Raw genomic sequence first — 19197 nt, 5'->3', positions numbered from 1 at the left:
ATGAATATCTATTCTTAATTCCGTGCTCAGTGCACCGTTACCGTGGAAACCCGATACCAACCGTCGGCCTGTTTGCCCTCGTTGGCGAGATTAATTCGCGATACTCCCTTTGTGTCCAGTATCGCCACGTCAATATTATACAGCCCGGCTGGCAGTGCTTCCGGCATCGTCAGTTGGTAGACGGACGTATGCTGCCCCGGCAACCAAGAGCGAATGTCATCCGCAGTTTTTCCCATACTCATCGCGCTGTTGTCATTATTCACCACGCGATAGGCCAAATCATATTTCAGATAAATGGGCGCTACGCCGTCATTAACCCACTGATTATTTAGTATCAGACTCTGCCCTTGCGCTAATTCGGACTCATGAGTTAAAGAAGCCAGGCGGAAACGATAGCCGAGTTTGGTCAGCGCGTTATCCACGATGTCCCGATACTCCGTCGGCACGCTGCGCGATTTCAGATTAATGGTGCTGGCGTGTTGTGCCAACGCCCAGTCAAAGGTCGCCTGCACTTGCTCACGCGTATAATGCTGAACGCTCTGCCACTCCGACATATAGCCACAGATTTCCAGACTCACCGGCGCACGTTGCCACACCGTACTAAAGTTTGGATAAAGCGCCGCCGCGTTTTGCAGCCGCTGCGGATAATCATCTTGCATGTGACTCCACGTCGTCGAAAAATTATGCCAGTCGCCCAAGCAGTCGGCGCGCCATCCCGCACCTTGTTTCACGGCGCTTGCCAGAGTGTCGCCGCCGTTAATCAGCATGATTTTTGGGCAGCTGGGAAACGCGGCAAAATACATTTTTACGTACTTATCTAACTGGGCTGATGTGTAACGCTCAAGCAGCGGCTTAATGGTCGGGAAATTACTGTTGTGCCACTCTCCCCATGACCCCACCAACCCAATATCGATATAAGCCAGATTCAAATTACCGTCATAGCGCTGACCAAAAGCGTTAAGCAAACGCTGGCTATATTCGATAAACAACGGATCGTCCAGATCCGGCACAAAGGTTTTTTTGTCCGGCGTCCACTCGCCCTTGATCCCTTTTTGGATCAACCAGTCAGGAATCTTCGAGCCGCTGGCAGGCTCATCAAGCGCCATAAAGCGCAGCCCCACGTTCATCGCCGGTTGATGCTGGCTAGCCAGTTCGAAAATGGCATCCACCAGTTGAAAGTTATACTGGCCTTCGACCGGCTCCAGTTCACTCCAGTACAGGCGATCATATTCAATACCGGTGTCGGGATAATCAGCCAGCGATAGCGTAGCGCCATTACCCTTGTTAAAACTGGCAACGCCATTGCCCGGATTCGTTAACGGGCCATTTAGCCCTTTGGGAGTGACGGTCGTCATCGTGCCTCCAGCCACACCCACTACAGAAAATAACAAACCTCCTACCGCAATCATTTTAAGATTCATCTAAGACTCCTTATTTCCACGTCAGTAGAAACCGGAGGTCAGTGATCCTTCAGTCTGAGCCACCAATCCCAAATCCCTAAGTGGAAATGTGGGAAAATATCAATACCCAAGGCAGACTTAATCATGTACAGCGTCAATAGCGCCGCAAGCGTACAGAACAGGCAGGTAAACAGGATCAACGCGGTCAGCAGTATGCAAAACAGCGTTGATTCTTTACGGGGACGTTTACGGTGATCCTGGCCAAATAAAAAGACGAAATAATAGCGTCGGCTAAAAAAAGGGAAACTCTTACGCACGTCGACCCAGTGCATTGAAGCCGCTGTGATCGACAACACCGCCTGTTCAACGGCCTGCCGTTGTTCCAGGGTAAGTTCTGCGTCAATGTTCCCATCAAGGGCTTCATAGAAGCGTTCAATGACTAACGGACGTTGATTCGATTCGTTCACTATTTACCTATTGATTTATTAACTCATTGACCTATTGACTGAGGTATAAACCGCCATCGTTTGTTGCGCGATTTTTTTCCAATTATACCTTTGTAAATATTCAGAGTAATCAACAGCAAACGATTTAGAGCGCTGTGTAATCTTTTCGGATAAATCCGCCACGTCTCCAACATTAAAATAGGTGTCTGGCGCTAATTTCACCTCCAGATTAGCGGGAATATTGCTAACCACGACAGGCAATGAAAACGACATGGCCTCCAGCAGCGCAATGGGTAACCCTTCATGATATGAAGGCATCACAAAGAGTTTAGCCTGTGAAAAGACAGTTTGCAGTTCATGACCTTTTAAAAATCCGGTCAGGACCACATTAGGGGTGTCATGGGCTAACTGTTTTAACCGCATACTATACGCAGTGGGGTGATCGGCATCGCCAACCAAAACCAATGGCATCGTGATACCTGATTGCTTATAGGCGGTGATGAGATCGTGCAAACCTTTTTCTTCCACAAAACGGCCAACCGCAACCAAATAGTTTTGTGGCTGAAGAGAAAAACGCGCCAACGTTTGATTGATAACTTCCGGTGTTAATTGCTGAGATAAGTTCACGCCGTTATAGATAAGATGAGCATCATTTCGTCCATATTTCTGCTTGATCATATTATTAATAACTTCGGAGATTACAATCACTTCATTGGCATATTTCACGGCCACCTTTTCACCCAGCAACAACACTTTCTTTGCCAGGAACCCCCACTTCTGGCGGTCATAGTCCGGGCCATGATGAGTAAAAACCACTTTTTTACCCAGCAGACGCAGAAGCGGCACCACCAGCCCTGGGCCAATAGCGTGGACATGTACTACCGTGGACTGATCAAAGCAGGTGATAAATGCCGCCAGTACCGAATGGACTATTGCTTCTAATGAACGTTTTTTCGGCGCTAATAAAGCGCGAGTCGTTACTCCCTGATACTGTGATTCTTTATAATTAACATAAGGTGAACGTGCGAGAACGCAAATATCCACATCAAATTGCTGTTTAATAGTCGGGTATAAATTTTGACAATGTGTTTCCACACCGCCTAACACGTTTGGAATGCCACGTGTTCCCAGAACGGTAATTTTCGTAGTCATATTATTTATCGTTTAATAATTCCTGATAAAGCGCCAATAAAGATTCTGTGTGTTTACGTAATGAATATTTTTCACTAAGACGCTGACGCGCATTCAATCCCATTTCTCTGGCTTTTTGCGGATTCAACGCCAGGTCATCCAGCACATCGGCTAATGCCTGCACATTGCCTGGTTCGAATAAAACGCCGTCTACATTATCGCGAATCTGTTCGGGAATGCCGCCAATACGCCCGCCCACTACCGGTTTGGCGAACGCCATCGATTCCAGCACCGACATTGAACAGTTTTCATAATATTCGGAAGGAACCACCACCGCGCGCGCATATTTAATAAGCTGGTTAAGTTCTTCGCCCTGCTGTTTATAGCCCAGGAATTCCGCATTCGGAAATTGCGCGACCAGATCGTCATACAGCGGCCCGCTGCCTGCGATTTTTAACGGAATTTTATTGCGCATTTGCTGATGCGCTCTGGCCAGCGTAGCCACGCCCTTTTCCCGACTCAGGCGGCCAATAAAAAGAAAATAGCCGTCGTCTTCAACATCCTCCACCGGCAGGCTGTCATTAATGCCGTTCACAATCACGTCAATACGGGAATTCGGCAGCTTGCGAATTAATTGACTACGTAGAAATTCGCTGGGCGAAACGATCGCGTCCAACGCCTGATAATTTTTGGCAATATTCTGCCAGGCGCCTTCTAACGAAAGCAGCAGGCTTTTCGAAGCGGAGCCTTGCTGGCAACGATATTTAAAGGCGTTAAATACCGAGCCGGTTAAACAGGCGTCACAGACTTTTCCATCGCGCAACATGGTGTACGACGGGCAGATAATCTTGTAGTCATGGGCCGTTAACACTGTTTTACACCCAAACTGACGGGCAATTTTAATCAACGACGGCGTGAGCTGATGATAGATATTATGAAAATGAACAATATCCGGCTTTTCTTTACGCAATAACGCCAGCAACTTCTTACATGCCTCAGCGTTATGAATAAAGTTCACGGCCGTTTTAACTGCTCCGATCACGCCGCTGCGCTGATGATAATCCACATTATCAACAAAATAGGGAGAGTAATCTGACGGGAAGTTATTTTCATGCTGCATTGAGAAAGCGATAACCTCAACGCCAGCCTTTTTCAGCATATCGCTTTCCTGAAAATAAACCGTTTCCGCGCCGCCCTTGATATAGAAAAATTTATTGACTAATAAAACTTTCATCATACCTGCCTATTCATGAATAACCTTGCTGTCTGGCGGCGTCATGGGATCGCGCATGGGTCTGGTTAACCCTTTGACCAATCCGGCAGAAAATACAGCCAGATTCATCACGCTTTGTAGTCCGTTCAGCAGTGAACGGTTTTTCATCGTTTTTAAGGCAATAAAAGCGAGTAGCGGCAGCAACGCCACGCCAATAATATCGGCGTTAAACGTCAACAAACTCATCAACAGCGCCAGCAGATAAACCGCAAAAATCGCCTCGTTTTTAACGATGTGTAACGCCTCGCGGAAATAAGGCATGCCCCATGCACTGCGTAAAAGTTCGCCCGGCGCCCAGAGAAAACCGTTCGTCCAACGGTATTGCAGCATTTTATATGTTGGCATGGTGTATGACGTGTGGCGGAAATAAGGTACGTTAAGGCGATGTAATTTATATTTGGCATAGCGCAGACGAATGCCTAATTCCGCCTCCTCATAACCATGTAAGCTACGGTTGGTGAGATAGCCTATTTTTTCAATTGCCGAACGGCGATATAAGCCCCCGCCGCCTAAATGGCCACAGTCGCCCAGCGGATATATTTTATGAAGACGTTGTTTGCGCGATTTAAACTCATAGTTCGCCGCGCCATCCATCTCTACCGTTCCAGCTACGCCGGCGTAGTCTGGATGCGCCGCTAAAAATGCGATGCCCTGCTCAATAAAGCCATCTTCCAGCACCATATCGCCGTCCATCAGCAGGAGATAATCCCCCTGACTGTACAGATAGCCAAGCTGATGCCCCACGCCGCAGCAGCGTTCAGACGGCTCAGTCAGCGACACCACGGTTACCCCTTTGGCGCTGGCAAGCTGCTGAGTGTTATCGGTCGATAAGCTATCGGCAACAATAATTTTATGGGGATAATCCGCAATATGGCGACGAATACTGTCGATGGTTTGCTCGATGCATTCCGCCTCATTAAATGTCTTAATACTCACTGAAATAAAAGGTTTCTCACTCATACAATTTTCCGGTATAACGGCAGACAGAATGGCGAATCACCAGACTTGAGCCCAGAGACAAATAAAACAGGAATTGCAGCATGGGAATAATCATCAGGATCTGGCTATAAGGCAGACTCAGCAGGCACCCAACCGCAAAAACATTAAAGGCCGGAGAAAAACTCAGCAGTTGCAGATCCTGTTGGTCTACTTCATTACGCTCCAGCATCGGCTTTGGTCGCGCAATAATTAAGATATAAATAATTAACCCGATAAAAAATAACGATCCAACGATGCCCACTTCCCATAGCAGCACACTTAGCGAAGTCGAATCGATAATCAGGTTGTAGATAATATTTAAAAAGCCAGGAGAAACGGCGCTTCCGCTATTTGTCGCATTTAAACCGTAGCCAAATAACGTACCGGAAAGCCCCCACATATCGTGATTTTTTAGCCAGAAGAATATCGTCGTAAGACGGCCAAGCTCACCTGATTCCATAATGTAGTTGGTATCAAAAATATAGCCCAGCGAATCCATAAATACGCTTAACGCACTTTTCGTCGGGTCACCGCCAAACGCCGAGGAATAACCCGAGGCCAAAATGGTAATCGCGACGGTAATGAGTAACGCCATGCCGCTAAAGATCAGCAAAATCGCTTTCAGGTTTACGTTATTCATGCCTTTGATGTAGCTCGGCATTAACCAAACCCAGGCCAGCAATAACGGCGAAACCAGAATCACGAATTTCACTTCTCCCAGAATACATAGGCCAAACCCCAAAACGATATGCACCGCCATGGATTTAAACGACGTTAAACCATGTTTAAATTCCGAGACTTTCAGCAGCATAATCAGCAGACAGAACAGCCCCATCGCCGCGGTATTGCCCCCGCCCATCGGGTCGCCGCCAAACGTGCCGACCACGGAGTCCCATTTTTCATCTTCGCCACGAAGCGCCACACGCCGCGGCAACACAAACAACACCTGATAAATCACGACAGGAAACTGCGCGTAGAACACCCAATACAAACTGCGGGTCACGCGGTAAATTTGTGATTCACGACAAAACCCCAGCAGCAGGCAAAACATCATCAACGACAAGGCAATCTCGTTTTTAAAACCAACGATCGTGACCGTTATTCCGCCCTGCAATAGAGTAGACACTCCCGCCATCGCCAGAAAAGAGAGATACAGCGTGAGCACCACCAACTCCTGCGTATCCAAATGCAACGCATCGTAGCGGGTCTGCATAATCAGCAACCCCACCATGATTAAAGCCAAAATAAAAGGCAACCACAGCACCGCCAGTAGGCCGGTGAAATACTGCGTCAGCCCGCAGAATACCAGCGTAATGACGACATAAATCTGCAGGTAAAGCCCGGTATTCAAAATCATGACGCTATCATCATGCTTTTCAGCAAATTGGCGCGTTTATTGACTTTGAGATAAATAAACGCATAGCGTACAAACGTCAGCACGGAAAACAGAATCATGGACGTGGCATAGTGATTATAAAAATAAGGCACAATCACAAAAGCGACTAATACAACAGCCAGCTGTTCTAACTGAATACGCAGGAAATAGCGATGAGAACCAAATATTAGCTCAATCACCGTCAGCGGACACACCGCCAGCGCAGGGAATAAATAAGGTAGCATATAGCGAGACGTTGGAATGGAGTTAATCCACTCTTCGCTAAAAAACAGGTGCATCACCAGCGGATAGAAAATAAATATCCCCAGCGTGCAGACAACCCCAGACATCAATAATACCAGGCGAACTTTTTTGAATTCCTCGTAGTTGAAACGCTTATTTCTGAAATCGACGGACCACGTTGAAAAAATAGAGTTACGCACCGCATTACCGATGATCACCACCGGAGCCAGACAAAAGCGGCTCACCACCGAGAAATAACCCGCCGTCAACGCGGAGAACCAAAAATTAATCAGCATCACAGGCAAATTACTATTGACCATCGCCAGCACTTCGGCGCTGCCAACCCGGGTGAGATGGTGAACATGCTGATGAAAGAAAGCCACATTCCGCTGCGGACTAAAATTTCTGAACGTAACGGTGTGAATATTGAACGAATGTAAAATACAGCCGCTAATAAGCACAATCATGGCGCAGGCCCAGGACCAATAAAATGCGCTGGTATGTGAAGTAAACACCACCGAAAGCACCACCACCGCCGAGACGGCGAGCCGCTGAAAGGCCAGAAAACGATAGTTACCCTCGCGCAGCGATAAATTCTCCGCGATCAGCACCCACGCATAGGCAAGTGTCAGCAGGTAGAGAAAGAACACATTTCGCTGGAACAGCCATGCGGTCAGCATCGCGTAAGGCACCGCGGTAAGCAGGCTTTGCAGCACGCTGAACACCACGCTCTGCGCCAGTTCACTGTCTGGCTGTTTTGGAATCAGCAGTTGCGATGCAAAGGTACAGACTTGCGCTCCCACCAACACGATGCTGTAACTCAGCGCGTAGATTCCCACCTCGGCCATGTCGTATTTATGTGAAATCAGCCAGATAGACAGCGCGCCAATCAGTTGTGAAAGCACCGACGACCCCGCAATGGTAGAAACGCTTTTTAATAAACTCATCTTTTCAATAAACTCAGCTTTTCAATAAACTTATAGGTGGCCCGTACTGTTGATTAGCGCATTCATGTGTTGATTCAGGGAGCGAACGCCCTCTTTGGTTTCGAGGTTCTTATCCGCCACCCGATTTATTACCGCGCCAATCAGCACCGCGCGGTGGTGCTTCACTTTCTCAATGGCATTAAGCACATCGCCCGCACGCCACGCGCCGGCTTTCAGCACAAAAACCACCCCGTCTATCACCCGGCTAATCAATTGAATATCCTGCGTTTGATTCACCGCGGCCACGTCAACGATAATTCGCTGATAGCGCGTTTTCAGTTCAGTCATCAACGTCACAAAATGCTCGGACGACAGCATCAGTAAAGAAGACGTCGAGGCATTACCACGCGGCAGGAAGCTTAAATGTTCATTGATTGTCACCAGCGCGGCATCCAGCGGTGATTGACCTTGCAGTAGCTCCGCCACGCCAACCGCGGCAGGATGCGCCAACTCTTGCGTCAGCCCGCCGTCGTTAAAGAAATCCAGATCGATAAGCAGCGTTTTTTGATCAGCGCTGAAGGATGTCGCCAGCAAATGCGCCAGCAACGATCGCCCTTCGCCATGCTCTGTCGAGCTGACGGCAAGGGTTTGGCAGGAGGGATGCGATAGCAAAATGTGGGTTCGCATGCTGTGGACAATATCGACATCCAGCGGCGATTCGGTGATCAAACGCACCACCTGCGAGCGCCTCACTCCATTGGCAAAAGTGCGAATTTCACCCACCGGCGCCACATTCAGGCGCTTTTTCATCTGGCTAATGCTGTTGATTGAATTATCCAGCGCGGCTCTCACGATGAAGTAAACCACGGAGAAAATCAGGGTTAGCATGACAACCATCACCAGCAGCATCGCTTTATTGGGCTTCGACGGATGGTCAGCCGGCACCGCCGGGTCATAAAGTATCGCGTCCGGCTCTAAATAGTTACCCGCGAGCGTCTGCTCCTTCGTGCGCTGATAGAGCGCCTTATACAGTTCTTTGGTTTTATCCAGCGCCGTGGTCAGGTTGTTGTATTCATCACGTTTAGACGCCAGCGTTTGAAAATCCGCTTTCTGTTGATTCAACAGCTGCTGATAGTATTTTTCATCCTTCAACGCCGCCTGATACTGCTTATTCAGCCCGGCTTCCAGTTCGAATAACACGGTGTGGGTCTGTTCCTCAATCGCCTGAACCTGGGCTTCGGCTTCCAGGATTTTGGTATGTTTCAGCCCATAGCGTTTACGTAAATCATATAAAGAGCGCCGGGCCTGAATCAGCGCGATGCGCAAATCCTGAATCTGGGCATGATTAGAAATATCGGGCAGAGAAATCACGTTTTCCAGCGACTTACCCGCGTTCAAACGCACGCTGTTGTAATTCGTTTCCGCCCTGATGCGACGCTGGGTAGCATCCGCCAACTTAGTGGTGACGATCCCCAACTGTTCAGTCTCAAAGCCATCCACGCCACGGAACGTGAGCAACCCTTCTTTCTTCAGAAACTGGTCGATTGCAGCCTGTTGCTCAACGACTTGCTGCCATATCTCTTCCATCTGTTTTTGGTTCAACGCCTTGGCTTTCAGCGTCTTGAGGTGCTTTTGCTTAGCCGTATAGTCAATAAACGCCTGCGCCACGCCGTTAGCGATGTCGGCCGAAAGCGCAGGCGATGCCGATTCGTAGGAGATAGTGGCGAGGTGTGTGGTGCGAACGCCGTTGATAGTGAGGTTTTTCACTATCGCATTCAGCGCGTTATCGACCCGCTGTTGCTCATCGGCGCGTTTATCCGCGCTTTTGTCGGCATCGCCGTTAAACGCGGGGTTTTGGTCCAGCCTGATGTCCCGCACGGCTTGTTCCAGCACAATACGTGACTGCATCAACGCATACTGGGTTTCGTAATAGCCGCTGCGGGTGGAATCATAGCCATCGACCTGCGGCAACGGCGAAACGTTATCCTGTTGCGCTTTCAGCAGCACCGTTGCCGTCGAAACATATTTGGGCGTGATCATGCTGATCAGCGGGTAAGCCACTACCGCGCTAATCAGGCCAGCCAGGATGATCTTCCAACCGTTCTGTTTGATCTTTTGGGCAAATCTGGAGAAATCGATCGTGCTTTCCAATTTTCTGCCATTTTCCACTATAGATAGACTCATGGTCAGAAAAAGCTCATACCGACAACCACGGTGTCGCCTGGGTGAACAGCGCGTCTTACATCAACATTTTCAATCAGTTGATTGCTATTCGACAGGCGAAGACTCACATCCTTGCGGTCTGCGCGATCGGTAAATCCGCCGGCCAGCGCCAGCGCTTTTTCAACGGTTAAGCCCGGCTCGTAGGCATACCCGTTCGGCTTCTCAACTTCACCGGTGATATAGAATTTCCGGAACTCGGCGATGCTGACCGTCACCATCGGGTTTTGCAGATAATCACCGCGCAGGCGATGGGCCAGTTCCTCGCCTACCTGCCCCGGCGTTTTCCCTTTCAACACCAGTTGACCGATGTAGGGGAAGTTAATCGCGCCGCTTTTATCCAACATAAATGTCATCGTCATCTCCGGCTCGCCGTATACCAGAATATTGACAGCATCGCCTTCGTCTAACTGATAACCGGTTGTTTCATTGTCAGTTTTTTCCAACTGTTGTGGGCTTGACGAGGTGCATCCCGCCAACCAGACGCTTAGGCACAGAAAAATGCACAGTTTTATTATTTTCACGTTAGATCTGTACCTTAGCTGTAAACATAATCAGGGAGTTATCGCGGCCCAACATTCTGACGACCTGGCGATCGCCATCAGGGCCAATAAAGAAAGAATCGGTATCTTGATTGGAACGCAGCGTATTCAGTTGATACTTTAATTCAACATTAATCGAGGGCCTGAAGTTATAACTCATAGCGAAGGTGAACACCCTATTTCTGTCTTTGCGATCCTTCGGGTAATTCTTGTAACCCTCGGCCAGGTATGAATAGTCAAACGTGGTGGAGAAACGATCGGCTAGCCAAAAATGCTGATAGGAGATGCCGTATTTAGAAGCCATGATATAGCCGCCGACTTCCGACGGATCCTTGATATGCTGCGACGTATGTACGGTAAAAACGGATTGTTCGAGCGGTTTCCACTCAGCCTGAATATCCCAGTTTACCCCGCTAAAATCCCTGGCGTTTGGGTTATTATCGAATGTCTTATATAGCCAGGCCACGTTCGCATCCACGCGGGTTTTGCCCGTAAGCTGCGATTTAATACCGTATTCCAGGTAATACTCATCATTGTCTTTTTGCGAATCGACCTCATAACGGCGCTGATTGTTAATAAAGCGGTAGCGAAAGCGTGTTGTCCGTGAGTATTGGTCAGATAATTCGGCGATCAAACCGTTCTCGTGCCATTCCTGCCCACGAACATAGTTATAAAAATCAATATCGGTATTTTTAATATCGTCCACGTGGCCTAAACGCAGTTTTTTAAACAGCAGAGCGACTTCGGCTTTACCGCGCCCTTTCGGAGCGCCATAGCTGTAACGTAATTCGCTGTTAAACAGTTCGCTGCTCAGCGGCGAATTAATACCGAAATCGCTGAACTGTTGTGGTCGAAAACCTTCGGAAATACCACGCCCGCGCGCCTCGTGCCCGAGAGAATCTTCAAGACTGAGCGTTAACCCATGCTTTAGCCCGTAGCGCCATGCGCCATTAAAGCGAAAGAAATGATCGGTGTAATTATCCGCCGAATCGCGGTCGTAACGACGATAATCACCGGAATACATCAACAGATATTGGTCCTGATAACGCGCGCCAATGGCTTTAATCATCGGCCTGACGCTCTGAAAATCAGAACTCACCGCGTCTTGATCATAAGCCTGATAGGTCACGTTATTCTCATGCCCATAATCCAGACCAACCTGGCTTTGAAAATCAATACCCGCAATGCCGATATGCGATTTCGGCGTCAGATCAGCCCAGGAGGGATGCGGCATAATCATTCCAGCGGCGATGATCAATTTAGTACGCATTTTCACCGATAAAACCTTTGAAAATGGTTCTAAAGATAATCTTGATATCCAGCCAAAGCGACCAGCTCTGAATATAGGCAATATCGTAGTGAACCCGTTTTTCCATTTTATCGAGGGTATCCACTTCGCCACGATAACCATTAACCTGCGCCAATCCTGAAATACCAGGCTTCACTTTATGGCGAATCATGTAGTTTTCGACCAGTTGCCGATACTGCTCGTTATGCACCACGGCATGAGGACGCGGGCCAATAATCGACATCGTGCCTTGCAATACATTGAAAAATTGCGGCAGTTCATCCAGCGAAGTACGGCGTAAAAATGCGCCAAAACGCGTAACGCGCGGATCGTTTTTAGTCGCCTGCGTCACAACGCCGGCGTTTTCCATCACGTGCATCGAGCGGAATTTCCACACTTTGATTTTGTTGCCGCTCAGACCGTAGCGATCCTGCTTGAATAACACCGGTCCACGCGACGTCAGCTTGATACCAATCGCAATCAACAGCAGCAACGGCGAAATCATCAGCGTAATCACGCCGCCAATCACTAAATCCTCAACACGCTTAATAAAAGAACCAATACCATCAAACGGCGATCTGAAAATACTGATAGTCTGAATGTTATTGATGGAACGAAACTGCGATACATATGAGCTGTAGGAATAAAGGTCAGGAATGATGTAGGTATCAACCGTAGTATCGGACATCATCGACAGAAAATAGCGAATGCGTTTCAGCGCAATCATCGGCAGTGCAATATAAATCTCATCCACCCTGCCCGCTTTGGCTTCTTCAACCAGCGCACTCACATTGCCTTTAAACGGGCTCTTAGTCAGATAGCCGCAACGGGATGGGCTGCGATCGTCGTAGAAAGCCAATTCCAACTGCATATTGGCATACTCTTTGAGCAATGCTTTTTCCGCCGCTAACCCACCGGGCGTTAAGCCCACAATAGCAATCCGAATCCGTTTTTTAGCCGTACATTTAAACGTAATAAAACGCGTGAGATAGAGGCCGCATAACGAAAGAGTATACCAATACAGCGTCGCGGAAAAATATATGTTATCGAGATGATGTAATAGCCCTAGCGAATACAGCGTGCCGGCATATTCCCTGACCACCTCAACAAACATGACGGACAACAATGCGGAACCCCACAGTTTTCTCTGCCCGCGAAATTGCATATTCTTAAGCCCATTATGATATAAGCCGGTATATTCTCCAATAAGTAAAAAAGAGGTGGAAAATAGCAAACTAATCATAATGACATCATCGAAAGCGCCCATTAAAAATAGCCTGGCGCTGACTATTAATGTTAAATTAATTGATAAGAAATCCATCAATTTAATAACAAAAAAGTCATTCCCATAGGAAATCTTTATCTGATTACTAGACACTTTTTAATCATAATCCATTAAGTTTTTATTATTGACGCCTCTCCGAGACGGATAATATATCACCTAAACGAAATTTAAAATAACAATCAGAAGAATCTCAAAAAAAATTTATTAAAATACAAAAAATCTCAGTATTTTCCACAATGATTATTAATTTATAAAATATAAATGTTCACGTTAGTAATTTAACTGCAATTATTTATTGTATTATTATTTATATAATAATATTTATAATTAATAATTATTTTTACGTGATCGATAAAGAATAAAATTTCACCAATCATGCTGCGGTAGCCAGGAGGTGCAGAAAATGATTCGGGTCTGGTCATATCTGTAATCTGCACGCGCCACTCGAATTATTTGGGGTATAGCCGCTCAGATACAGGTGATGGATAAACGCTACATTCGTCTTGATATTCATGATGCCGTCGCCGGTTTTCTTCCCTGTCCAGCGAATCAGGGAAGAAAACCGCAGGAATACGCATCGTTTCGTTCGTCTGCCGCCCCCCGGTTGCTATGTTCTATACGCTATGTGCTATACGCTATGCGAAGCGGCAATGCGAGGCGGCATCTCAAACGTCACTGACAACCGGGCCAGACGTTACCCGGCATAGTTGCCGAATTCACAGCTCAGTTGCGTCCATTTGCGAGCCTGCTCGCTCAGGGTGAAGCCCAGACCGTGACGATCCGACACCCACATGCGTCCGTCGCGCAGTTCAAGCTGCTCGTTAAACAGCGGGTTGAGCCATTCAAAATGTTCCAGCCAGGGTTCCAGCGGGTAGGCGGCGGCCAGATGCAAATGCACCTCCATCGCAAAATGCGGCGCCAGCTTACGGCCGTGTTTCGCCGCCAGATCCATGATTTTCAGGAACGGCGAAATACCGCCCACGCGCGGCGCGTCCGGCTGCACAAAATCGCTGGCGTTGCCCAAAATCAACTGCTCATGTTCCCGGAAACTGGTGAGCATTTCCCCGGTGGCGATCGGTGTGTCGAGGGCCGCAGCCAGCTGCGCGTGGCCTTCCACATCGTAGGCGTCCAGCGGCTCTTCAATCCAGATCAGGTTGAAAGCCTCCATTTTGCGCCCCATGCGGATCGCGGTTTCACGATCCCACTGCTGGTTGGCATCCACCATTAACGGGAAATCATCGCCCAGCGCCTCGCGGACCGCGGTCAGACGGCGGATATCCTCCGCGGTGTTGGGCTGTCCGACTTTCAGCTTGATGCCGCCGATGCCGCTCTCCCGCGAGAAAGCCACGTTCTTCAGCACCTGTTCCAGCGGGGTATGCAGAAAGCCGCCGGAGGTGTTGTAGCACTGAACGGAATCCCGGTGCGCGCCCAGTAATTTCGCCAGCGGCAGCCCCGCGCGCTTGGCTTTCATGTCCCAAAGCGCAATGTCGATAGGAGAAATGGCCTGCACGGCCATGCCGCTGCGCCCCACCGAGGCGCCGGCCCACAGCAGTTTGCTGTAGATTTTATCGATATCGTTCGGGTCTTCCCCCAGCAGATTATCGGCAATCTCTTTCGCATGCGCATAAATACCCTGGCCGCCCGCACGCTTGGAGTAACTGAACCCGACCCCTTCAAACCCATCGCGGGAACGAATCTCCGCGATGATAATCGCCACTTCGGTCAGGGGCTTCTGGCGCCCGGTAAGCACCTTGGCGTCGCTCACCGGCGTCGCCAGCGGCAGCAACGCCAGCGACAATTTAACCCACTCAATACGGTCGCCGGTTTCCGCCGCGGTTTTGACGCCGGTAACGCTGGCATAGGAAACGGCATCTGAATTTGCGCTTAACGACATGGCATGGCCCTCATCAGGTAAAATGTTTGCGCTAACATCAATAGCGAAGATACCGATAAAGCACCACTGCATTGAATCTATTTTGTACAAACGATCACAATCCGGATATTTATGGCAAGTTGCACAATAAAATGATAGCGCCAACACCAAGCCTTGCCGCGTAATATCAGGTGCGGGCGCGTGCCGCCGCGCCGCGCTGGAAAAAGCACACGGCTTCACCAATAATCCACGAAACGGACGCCACCGAATAACACAAGGGTCAGGCTCACTGTGAGTACCAAAAAAACACCCCGACATGCCGCCGCAACGCGTGCGCCAACGCTGGATGACGTCGCCCGGGCGGCGGGGCTCTCTTCCATGACGGTCAGCCGCGCGCTCAACACCCCGGCGCTGGTGCGCGCCAAAACCATCGAAAAGGTGCAGGAAGCGGTGCGCGCCACCGGGTATATTCCGAACGCGCTGGCGGGCGGGCTGGCCTCCCGGCGCAGCAAACTGATCGCCGTTGTGGTGCCGCAAATCAATAACAACATGTTTGTCGATACCATTCAGGCCATCAGCGACGAGCTGGCGCAGCGCGGTTATCACATGCTGCTTTGTGTGGCGGGATACACGCAACAGGCCGAGGAGGAACTGGTGGCGACGCTGCTGTCGCGCCGCCCTGACGGCGTGGTGCTGACCGGCATCCATCACTCGCCGGCGCTCAGGAAAATCATGCTGAACGCCGCGGTTCCAGTGGTGGAAATCTGGGATCTCACGCCAACGCCGCTGGATATGTTGGTGGGGTTTTCTCATGAAAAAGTCGGGCTGGCGATCGGCGAGTATATCCGCCGGAAAGGGTATCAACGCCCGGGTCTGATCTGGACGGCAGACCCGCGCGCCGCGAGGCGCAAAACCGGTTTGTGCGACGCACTGGCCCGCGACGGCGCGCCCCAGCCAGCCTGCATCGACGCGCCCCTGCCCGCCACGCTGGCATTTGGCCGGCATGGGGTCAGCCAGTTGCTGGCGCAGAGTCATCCCGACATTGTCGTCTGCAGTTCGGACACGCTGGCGCAGGGCGCGATCATGGAAGCGGAAAGCCGTGGCCTGCGTGTTCCGCAGGATCTGGCGGTGATGGGGTTCGGCGATCTGGATTTTGCCGCCAGCAACCGTCCGTCGCTCACCACGGTCGGTATCGACAGACGGGAAATGGGCCGGCGGGCGGCCACCTTACTGGCAGACAGCATCGCAGGTGATGACCGCAACGGCGCCATTGTCGACATCGGCTTTCAGCTTATCGAACGGGAGTCGGCGTAGCCCGGCCAACGGCGCGCAGCGGCTAGGTTCACCCCAAATGCGTATGACCGGTGCCGCTGTCCTCCGGCTCCAGCACAGACAAACCGTGCAGGATGCCGCAACCGTCCACCGTCTGCGTGACCTGACAGCGCTGGCTGATGTGCATCAGTTGCGCTTTCAGTTGCTGCAACTCCGCAATGCGCGCCTCCACGTGCCCCAGATGTTCGTTCAGCAACACGTTCACCCCCTCGCAACTGGCGGCCGGTTGCTCGCTCAGCGCAATCAGGGCGCGAATTTCATCGTGGTTCATGTCCAGCGAGCGGCAGTTGCGGATAAACCGCAGCCGGTCGACATGAAACTGATGGTAGTAGCGGTAGTTCCCTTCGGTTCGCTCCGGTTCCGGCAATAGCCCTTTCTTCTCATAAAAACGAATGGTTTCCGGTGTGGTGTTGGCCACTTTCGCCAGATCGCCAATTTTCATGTGATTCCCCCTTGACCCTGTAGTTGCTACAGGGTTTTTACTACAACAAAACCCCGAACAGGAATCAACCATGTCAGAGAAACATTCACCCACTTCTCCGCGTCAGTTCCAGCCTGTCGCGCTGGAAAAACCGGGCAAGGCCCTGTTCCGATCACACCCGCACGCTCACGCCGGACTGGGTCAGGCCGCGCTAAAAACCGCGGGTAACCCGCAAAGCGGGCAATCGTGCTCCAATCACTGCTGCGACCATCCGGCACCGGCCCAGCCGACCGCAACGCTGGCTGGCGCGGAGCGCATCGGCGACCAGCAGCGTACGCCGATCCGCATCATGCAGATGGACTGCCCGACCGAAGAAACGATGCTGCGTAAAAAACTCGACACCCTGCCGGAAGTGAGCGCGCTGGAGTTCAACCTGATGCAGCGGGTGATGACCGTCACCCACCGTTACGACGCGCTGGATAAGGTGCTGGCCGCTATCCGCACGTTAGGTTTTGAACCCGAAGTACGCACCGGGGACGACCGTTCGCCCCTGCCGCCGGAGCCGAAAAAGTCCTGGTGGCCGCTGGGGCTAGCGGTGGTGGCCGCCGCCGCCGCGGAAGCGGTGGAATGGACCGGGCTGCCCGAATGGTGGGCCGCGGTGCTGGCGATTCTCGCCGTGGCGGCCAGCGGGCTGACCACCTACCGCAAAGGCTGGATTGCCCTTCGCACCGGCAACCTGAACATCAATGCGCTGATGAGTATCGCGGTAACCGGCGCACTGTTCCTGCAACAGTGGCCGGAAGCGGCGATGGTGATGGTGCTGTTTACCCTTGCCGAGCACATCGAGGCGCGCTCGCTGGACAGAGCCCGCAACGCTATCGCCGGGCTGATGAATCTGGCGCCGGACACCGCCACCGTACAGCAGCCGGATGGCGACTGGCGCGAGGTGGAGGCCAAAACCGTCGCGCCGGGCGACATCGTGCGGGTGCGGCCCGGCGAGCGTATCGCGCTGGACGGCGAAATCACCAGCGGCCACTCCGCCGTCAACCAGGCGCCGATTACCGGGGAAAGCCTGCCGGTGGATAAACGTGTCGGCGACAGCGTATTTGCCGGCACCATCAATGAAAGCGGCTCGTTTGAATATCGGGTGACGACGGCGGCGGCCAATACCACGCTGGCGCGGATTATTCACGCGGTGGAACAGGCGCAGGGAACCAAAGCGCCGACGCAGCGGTTTGTCGACCAGTTCGCCCGCGTCTACACCCCGCTGGTATTTCTCGGCGCGCTGCTGGTGGCGGTGCTGCCGCCGCTGTTTACTGACGATAGTTGGCTGGACTGGACTTACAAAGCGTTGGTGCTGTTGGTGATCGCCTGTCCATGCGCGCTGGTGATTTCCACCCCGGTGACCATCGTCAGCGGGCTGGCGGCGGCGGCGCGACGCGGCATTCTCATCAAGGGCGGGGTATTTCTGGAAAAAGGCCACGCCCTCTCCTGGCTGGCGCTGGACAAGACCGGCACCCTGACCCACGGCAAACCGGTGCAGACCGGCTTTGAAGCGGTCGCCGATCTTGACGATGCCCGCTGCCGACAACTGGCAGCCAGTCTGGCCAGCCGCTCCGACCACCCGGTATCGCAGGCGGTGGCAAGAGCCGCGCAGGAAGCCGGCACGCCGTTGCTTGATGTTATTGATTTCAGCGCCGTCGCCGGACAGGGCGTCACCGGATCGCTTGAAGGACAGCGTTATTTTCTCGGCAACCTGCGGCTGGCCAGACAGTGGCTGGGCGATGCGGCCGCCGGCATTACCGATCGGCTGACCGCGCTGGAGCAGGCGGGCAACACCGCGATCATCCTCGGCGACGAGCGACAGGTTCTGGCGCTGATGACGGTGGCCGACACGGTGAAACCCTCCAGTCAGGAAGCGATCAACACGCTGCATCAGGCCGGTATAAAAACCCTGATGCTCACCGGCGACAACCAGCACGTGGCGCAGGCTATCGCCCGCGACGTGGGGATTGATGAAGCGCGCGGCAACCTGTTGCCGGAAGACAAGCTGTCGCAGATTGAACGGCTGTCGGCGCAGGGCGTGACCGGCATGGTAGGCGACGGCATCAACGACACCCCGGCGCTGGCGCGCGCGGATATCGGTTTCGCGATGGGGGCGATGGGCACCGACAGCGCGATTGAAACCGCCGATGTCGCGCTGATGAACGACGATTTGCGCAAGATCCCGGAATTTGTGCGCATTTCTAAAGCCACCCGCGCCATCCTGATCCAGAACATCGTGCTGGCGCTCGGCATCAAAGCGCTGTTCCTGACGCTCACCCTGCTGGGCATGGGCACCATGTGGATGGCGGTGTTCGCCGATGTCGGCGCCAGCCTGCTGGTGGTAGGCAACGGCCTGCGGCTGCTGCGTCAGGCGCCGGCCGCCGCGCACGCCTGACCCGGCGACGCCGGGGCGGGTCGT

15 protein-coding genes are annotated in these 19197 nt (G+C 51.8%); 2 read left to right on the top strand and 13 right to left on the bottom strand.

Annotation, left to right across the window (positions count from 1 at the left end; genetic code table 11):
• Positions 1-26: 26 nt before the first annotated feature.
• The 12 genes from CVE23_RS02775 to CVE23_RS02720 all read right to left on the bottom strand — a co-directional run bounded on the left by CVE23_RS02775 (position 27) and on the right by CVE23_RS02720 (position 15001).
• Positions 27-1421, bottom strand: a complete 1395-nt coding sequence (locus CVE23_RS02775; RefSeq protein ID WP_100848825.1) for a DUF4832 domain-containing protein — start codon at positions 1419-1421, stop codon at positions 27-29.
• A gap of 38 nt (positions 1422-1459) precedes the next feature.
• A complete protein-coding gene (locus CVE23_RS02770; RefSeq protein WP_038917744.1) occupies positions 1460-1867 on the bottom strand; it encodes a hypothetical protein in 408 nt (135 codons plus the stop codon).
• An 18-nt stretch (positions 1868-1885) separates the two neighbouring features.
• On the bottom strand, positions 1886-2998 hold the full coding sequence (locus CVE23_RS02765) for a glycosyltransferase family 4 protein (RefSeq protein ID WP_049854612.1): 1113 nt from the start codon (positions 2996-2998) through the stop codon (positions 1886-1888).
• A gap of 1 nt (position 2999) precedes the next feature.
• Complete coding sequence (locus CVE23_RS02760) at positions 3000-4211, bottom strand: glycosyltransferase family 4 protein (RefSeq protein WP_049854656.1); 1212 nt, start codon at positions 4209-4211, stop codon at positions 3000-3002.
• Positions 4212-4220: 9 nt separating this feature from the next.
• On the bottom strand, positions 4221-5210 hold the full coding sequence (locus CVE23_RS02755; RefSeq protein WP_100848824.1) for a glycosyltransferase family 2 protein: 990 nt from the start codon (positions 5208-5210) through the stop codon (positions 4221-4223).
• A complete protein-coding gene (locus CVE23_RS02750; RefSeq protein ID WP_100848823.1) occupies positions 5203-6585 on the bottom strand; it encodes a capsular biosynthesis protein in 1383 nt (460 codons plus the stop codon). The genes CVE23_RS02755 and CVE23_RS02750 overlap by 8 nt, the downstream gene beginning before the upstream one ends.
• Positions 6582-7793 carry a lipopolysaccharide biosynthesis protein gene (locus tag CVE23_RS02745; protein ID WP_100848822.1) on the bottom strand — a complete coding sequence of 404 codons (1212 nt, stop codon included), beginning with the start codon at positions 7791-7793 and terminating at the stop codon, positions 6582-6584. The genes CVE23_RS02750 and CVE23_RS02745 overlap by 4 nt, the downstream gene beginning before the upstream one ends.
• A gap of 30 nt (positions 7794-7823) precedes the next feature.
• A complete protein-coding gene (locus tag CVE23_RS02740; protein ID WP_038917739.1) occupies positions 7824-9956 on the bottom strand; it encodes a GumC family protein in 2133 nt (710 codons plus the stop codon).
• 2 nt (positions 9957-9958) lie between these two features.
• Positions 9959-10516 (bottom strand): polysaccharide biosynthesis/export family protein, encoded by a 558-nt coding sequence (locus CVE23_RS02735; protein ID WP_049854616.1) that lies wholly within the window; start codon positions 10514-10516, stop codon positions 9959-9961.
• 1 nt (position 10517) lies between these two features.
• Positions 10518-11804 carry an outer membrane beta-barrel protein gene (locus CVE23_RS02730; protein WP_038917737.1) on the bottom strand — a complete coding sequence of 429 codons (1287 nt, stop codon included), beginning with the start codon at positions 11802-11804 and terminating at the stop codon, positions 10518-10520.
• Complete coding sequence (locus CVE23_RS02725) at positions 11794-13200, bottom strand: undecaprenyl-phosphate glucose phosphotransferase (RefSeq protein ID WP_082170976.1); 1407 nt, start codon at positions 13198-13200, stop codon at positions 11794-11796. Before CVE23_RS02725 ends, CVE23_RS02730 begins: the two co-directional genes overlap by 11 nt.
• 601 nt (positions 13201-13801) lie before the next feature.
• Positions 13802-15001, bottom strand: coding sequence for an L-talarate/galactarate dehydratase (locus CVE23_RS02720; protein ID WP_038668965.1), 1200 nt, complete (start codon positions 14999-15001; stop codon positions 13802-13804).
• A 270-nt stretch (positions 15002-15271) separates the two neighbouring features.
• Between CVE23_RS02720 and CVE23_RS02715 the strand changes: the two genes are divergently transcribed.
• Positions 15272-16294 carry a LacI family DNA-binding transcriptional regulator gene (locus CVE23_RS02715; RefSeq protein ID WP_049854617.1) on the top strand — a complete coding sequence of 341 codons (1023 nt, stop codon included), beginning with the start codon at positions 15272-15274 and terminating at the stop codon, positions 16292-16294.
• A 28-nt stretch (positions 16295-16322) separates the two neighbouring features.
• On the opposite strand, the gene cadR is transcribed toward CVE23_RS02715, so the two are convergent.
• A complete protein-coding gene (gene cadR / locus CVE23_RS02710; protein WP_038662639.1) occupies positions 16323-16754 on the bottom strand; it encodes a Cd(II)/Pb(II)-responsive transcriptional regulator in 432 nt (143 codons plus the stop codon).
• A 70-nt stretch (positions 16755-16824) separates the two neighbouring features.
• Between cadR and CVE23_RS02705 the strand changes: the two genes are divergently transcribed.
• Positions 16825-19173: a heavy metal translocating P-type ATPase gene (locus CVE23_RS02705; RefSeq protein WP_100848821.1), complete on the top strand. Its 2349-nt coding sequence runs from the start codon at positions 16825-16827 to the stop codon at positions 19171-19173.
• Positions 19174-19197: the final 24 nt, after the last annotated feature.

Source organism: Dickeya fangzhongdai (assembly GCF_002812485.1).
Taxonomy (GTDB): Bacteria; Pseudomonadota; Gammaproteobacteria; order Enterobacterales; family Enterobacteriaceae; genus Dickeya; species Dickeya fangzhongdai.
This window is presented reverse-complemented; position numbering and strand designations above follow the sequence as displayed.